This window comes from Kribbella albertanoniae, assembly GCF_004348455.1.
Classification (GTDB): Bacteria; Actinomycetota; Actinomycetes; order Propionibacteriales; family Kribbellaceae; genus Kribbella; species Kribbella albertanoniae.
Genome location: NZ_SMKA01000449.1, coordinates 1 through 3,696, shown reverse-complemented (window position 1 = coordinate 3,696; position 3,696 = coordinate 1). Strand labels below are relative to the sequence as shown.

Genomic DNA, 3,696 nt, shown 5'->3' with positions numbered 1-3,696 from the left:
CTCTTTCCCCCCGCCAACCCCCCAACCGGGGGGATGCCCCTCGACATCGGGGGTTGCCCCTTCAAAATCTCAGTGGGCAACCCCCCATCTGGGGGGATATCCGCTCAGATGGCCACCCGTGCTGTGGTGGTCGCGCGGAAAATGAGGGGATCTCCGCTCAGATTGCCGGTTCTCCCCTCGTTATTTGGGCGGAGAACCAGCACATTGAACGGATACCCCTTCTGCTGTCCGATGCGTGGGTGATTCCCGTCCAGCCCGTCACAACGTCCGACGATCCGAACACCAGGCGCGCGTGTCCTTCGGACGTTAGCCCCGGGCAGCGATTAACGTCCGACGATCCGGCGGCCAGGGTGTGCGGTTCCTTCGGACGTTAGCCCCGGGCAGGGATTAAACGTCCGACGATCCGGAGGTCAGGGTGTGCGGGTTCTTCGGACGTTGCGGGTACGGCGTTCTGCTGGGCCGCGAGCGGGTGGGCCGGGGTGTGCTGCGGTCACCTGGTGGGGAGTTTGGACATCTGGTCGGGTGTCCGGGGTCCCCGGTTGGTGTATGGGGTTCGGCTGTTCGGCTGGTTGTTGCGGGGGCTGGGGAGTTCTACCCGTCGTTTTCGGGGGGTACGAGTCCCCAGCCGCGCCGGGCAACCGCGTACGGCGCCCCCAACCAGCCCGAGCTGCCTCGGGCCATCGCGGCGGGTCAGTAGAACGCCTCGTCACGATCGGCAGCAACCACAGCCCGTCAGTCACAAGCTTCGTTCACCTCTGGCCGCGACCGAACCGTCCCGCTCAGCCACAGACCGCCCAGCCAGACTCCATCTGTAGATCCGGCCGCAGCGGCGAGCAACCAGTGCGGTGGGTTCCCGGCCGTATCCGAGCGCATTGGCACGGGCCGGCCGACGTACAGGTCAGGACGAAAAGCTGATGTTCTCCAGGTCGAGCCAGTCCGCCATCAGGCGGAGCTCTTCGTGGAGGGGATCGGTGAAGTCGGGGGCCCCGGGCTCGGGGGTGATGGTGGGGACGAGGAGGGTGGAGGTGGATCGGTCGGCTTTGAGGTCGACGCGGGCCACGAGGTTGTCGCCGAGCAGGAACGGGAGCACGTAGTACCCGTGGATGCGTTCGGCTGCTGGGGTGTAGATGCTGATCCGGTAGAAGAAGTCGAAGTACTGCTGGGTGCGGTCGCGATTCCAGATCAGCGGATCGAACGGCGATAGCAGCGCGCGGGCGTTGACCGGGCGATCCACGGCCTCGTGCCAGCGGTAGCTCTGCTTGGTGATCCCCTCGACGTGAACCGGGATCAGTTCACCGCTCTCGACGAGCTCCGCGATGATCCGGCGGCCGGTTGCGGTCGGCAACTTGTAGTGGCCACGGGCTCCGCAGAGATCGGCGGCCGTCCCGATCCCGATCCCGCGGGCGGCGAGTTTGACGAGCTCCCGTTGCGGATCATCAGGCTCGGAAGCAGCCAGTACGGCGGCCGGTAGCACCCGCTCGGTGAGGTCGTAGAGCCGTTCGAAGTTCCGCCGGCCGGCGATGCTCACCAAACCGGCGCAGAACAGGTACTCGACCGCGATCTTCGCGTCCTGCCAGTTCCACATCGAACCCGTCGTCGGATCCGGATCCGGGTCGCTGCGCTTCCGGCGTACATCGTCCGGACTGATTTGCCCAGCCGTCAACGGTCCCTGCTCAGTGATCGTCGCCAGCACCTGCTCGACGAACCCGGGCCGCTCGGCCCGCAACCGGCGCATCCCGACCACGACCGACCAAGGCGCGGTGATCTCCGGAGCAAGGTCAGCCGACCAGTCCTGCTGTTCAGCGGCCCGCATCCGATGCCTCAGCAGCGGGAAATACGACACCGGCAGCAACGCCGCCTTGTGCGCCCAGAAGAACTCGAACAGCTCCGCCTTCGGCCCCCAGCTCAGCTGGTCCAGCCGCTCCCGCGAATAGTTGCCCAGCCGCGAGAACAGCGGCAGGTAGTGCGCCCGCGTCAACACATTCACCGCATCGACCTGCAGCACTCCGGCGTCCCCGATCGCCGACCGCATCCGCCGTACGTCGATGCGACCTACCGGCCGCCTGCCCGCGAATCCCTGCGCCCCCAGCGCGATTCGTCGAGCCGCGGCGACCGGTATGTCGTCCCCAGTGAGCTTCATGATCTGAAGCTATCGCCCTCAACCGACAAGCGTGACCGTCTGCGTCGCCTTGGTCAGCACCTGGTCGAGGGTCGCCTGGTCCTGCAGCCGTCCACCCACGGTCAGCTCCAGATACGCCCGGTTGCCGCCGTCCAGCGTGTCGGCGTACCGAGTGGTGACCACGCGCTGCCCCCGAGCACCGTCGCGGTAGGTGTACTTCACGTCGTAGTACACAACCTTCTTGGCGTTCCACGGAACCGTCGACAGCGCCACCCCGTGGGACTGCGACAGAATCTTCAGCCCCGGCACCTTCTTCAGCGCCGCGGTCTTCCGCGCCACCTGAGCCTTCGGGCTCACCTTCGCGTAGATCCCGTCCACCCGCAGCATGTCGTTCGACCCGTGGCTGAACTTCGCCTCGAACCGGTCGATCTGCGTGAACTTCCACCCCTTCGGCGCCTGCAACGCCACGTTGCAGTGGTCCTTCGAAGTCCCCCAGCACTTGTACGCGTAGCTGGGCGCCGCCGCACTACTGGCCCCCGCACCCGCAACCACAGCAGCAACCCCCGCCGCCAAAGCCCCGGCCAGCATCCGCCCCACCACGTTCTTCTTCATCACAATGCCCTCCCTCACGCCGGCCCCAGATGGCCTAACGCGAGCTGAGACGCACCTTCCACCCCAATGGTTGGCGCAACTTTTCGCCGAGACCACTTCGTGCCCTTAGGTGCACGAGCACAGGAGGTGTCGGGGTCGCGAACCCTCAGCCGATCCCGCCGAACCTCTCCAGAACCACATCGATCTGCTCATCCGTCGCCTGCCACGACCGTCCGCCCACCCGGCTGGTTCAACGGCCTTTGTGGATCCTCGCGGTCGCTCCGTGGCAGTGAAGTTCCACAAAGGCGTGGTTCCGGTGCTCTGCGATGCGGCCGGGATCGGGGTGCCGGGTCCGCGCCGCGGCGGCCGATTGACAGTGGAGGATGGCAGGCCCGAGCGGGTGGCCGAGGGAGATGGCGAGGTCGGCGCCCGAGTGGTCGTCGCTTGTGGCTGACGGGCCTCGGTTGTGGTTGAAGAAGAGGTTGTTCCACAAGTGACCGTCGCGGGTGGATGGCCACCGCGGGAAGGTGTTGGGCTCCCGAGGCGCAACCTCCTCCCCGTCAACCGCCTCCCCGAACCAGTTTGGGGAGGATCCGCGACGGATTCGGGGGGGGGAAGCTCCCCAAAGCCCTGCGCGGATGGTGGGCGCCCTCCCCGAACCGGTTTGGGGCCCGTCCGGGCGAACATCTACCCCACCCTCCAGGGAACTCAGGCAGGGGACCTCCAACCGGATGGGTTCACCCATCGAATGCGATGCGGCGGGCAGGCGGGGTGGTTAGGTGCTGGGGGCAGTCATGGCTTTTTCGAGTACGGCGAAGTCTTCGGGGGTCAGCGGGACCAGGCCTCGGCGTAGTTGGTGGCCCCAGTTGGGTTGGGTGGTCAGGTGGAGGTGGGTGGTGATGTCGGTGAGGGGGATGGGGGTGACCGGGGTGAAGGTGATGTGGCGGCGCCAGGGGGCGATGGTGCCTCGGGGGCCCATGGACATG

General features: G+C 66.7%; 3 protein-coding genes. All 3 read right to left on the bottom strand.

All coding sequences use genetic code 11. The features are described 5' to 3' along the window. Nucleotides 1-898 precede the first annotated feature (898 nt). A complete protein-coding gene (locus E1261_RS43865) occupies nucleotides 899-2,140 on the bottom strand; it encodes a winged helix-turn-helix domain-containing protein (protein ID WP_132416165.1) in 1,242 nt (413 codons plus the stop codon). A gap of 18 nt (nucleotides 2,141-2,158) precedes the next feature. Then, nucleotides 2,159-2,731, bottom strand: coding sequence for a hypothetical protein (locus E1261_RS43860; RefSeq protein WP_132416163.1), 573 nt, complete (start codon nucleotides 2,729-2,731; stop codon nucleotides 2,159-2,161). A 754-nt stretch (nucleotides 2,732-3,485) separates the two neighbouring features. Continuing rightward, nucleotides 3,486-3,696 (bottom strand): EVE domain-containing protein (locus E1261_RS45730; RefSeq protein ID WP_202875469.1); only part of this gene is annotated, 211 nt, incomplete at its 5' end.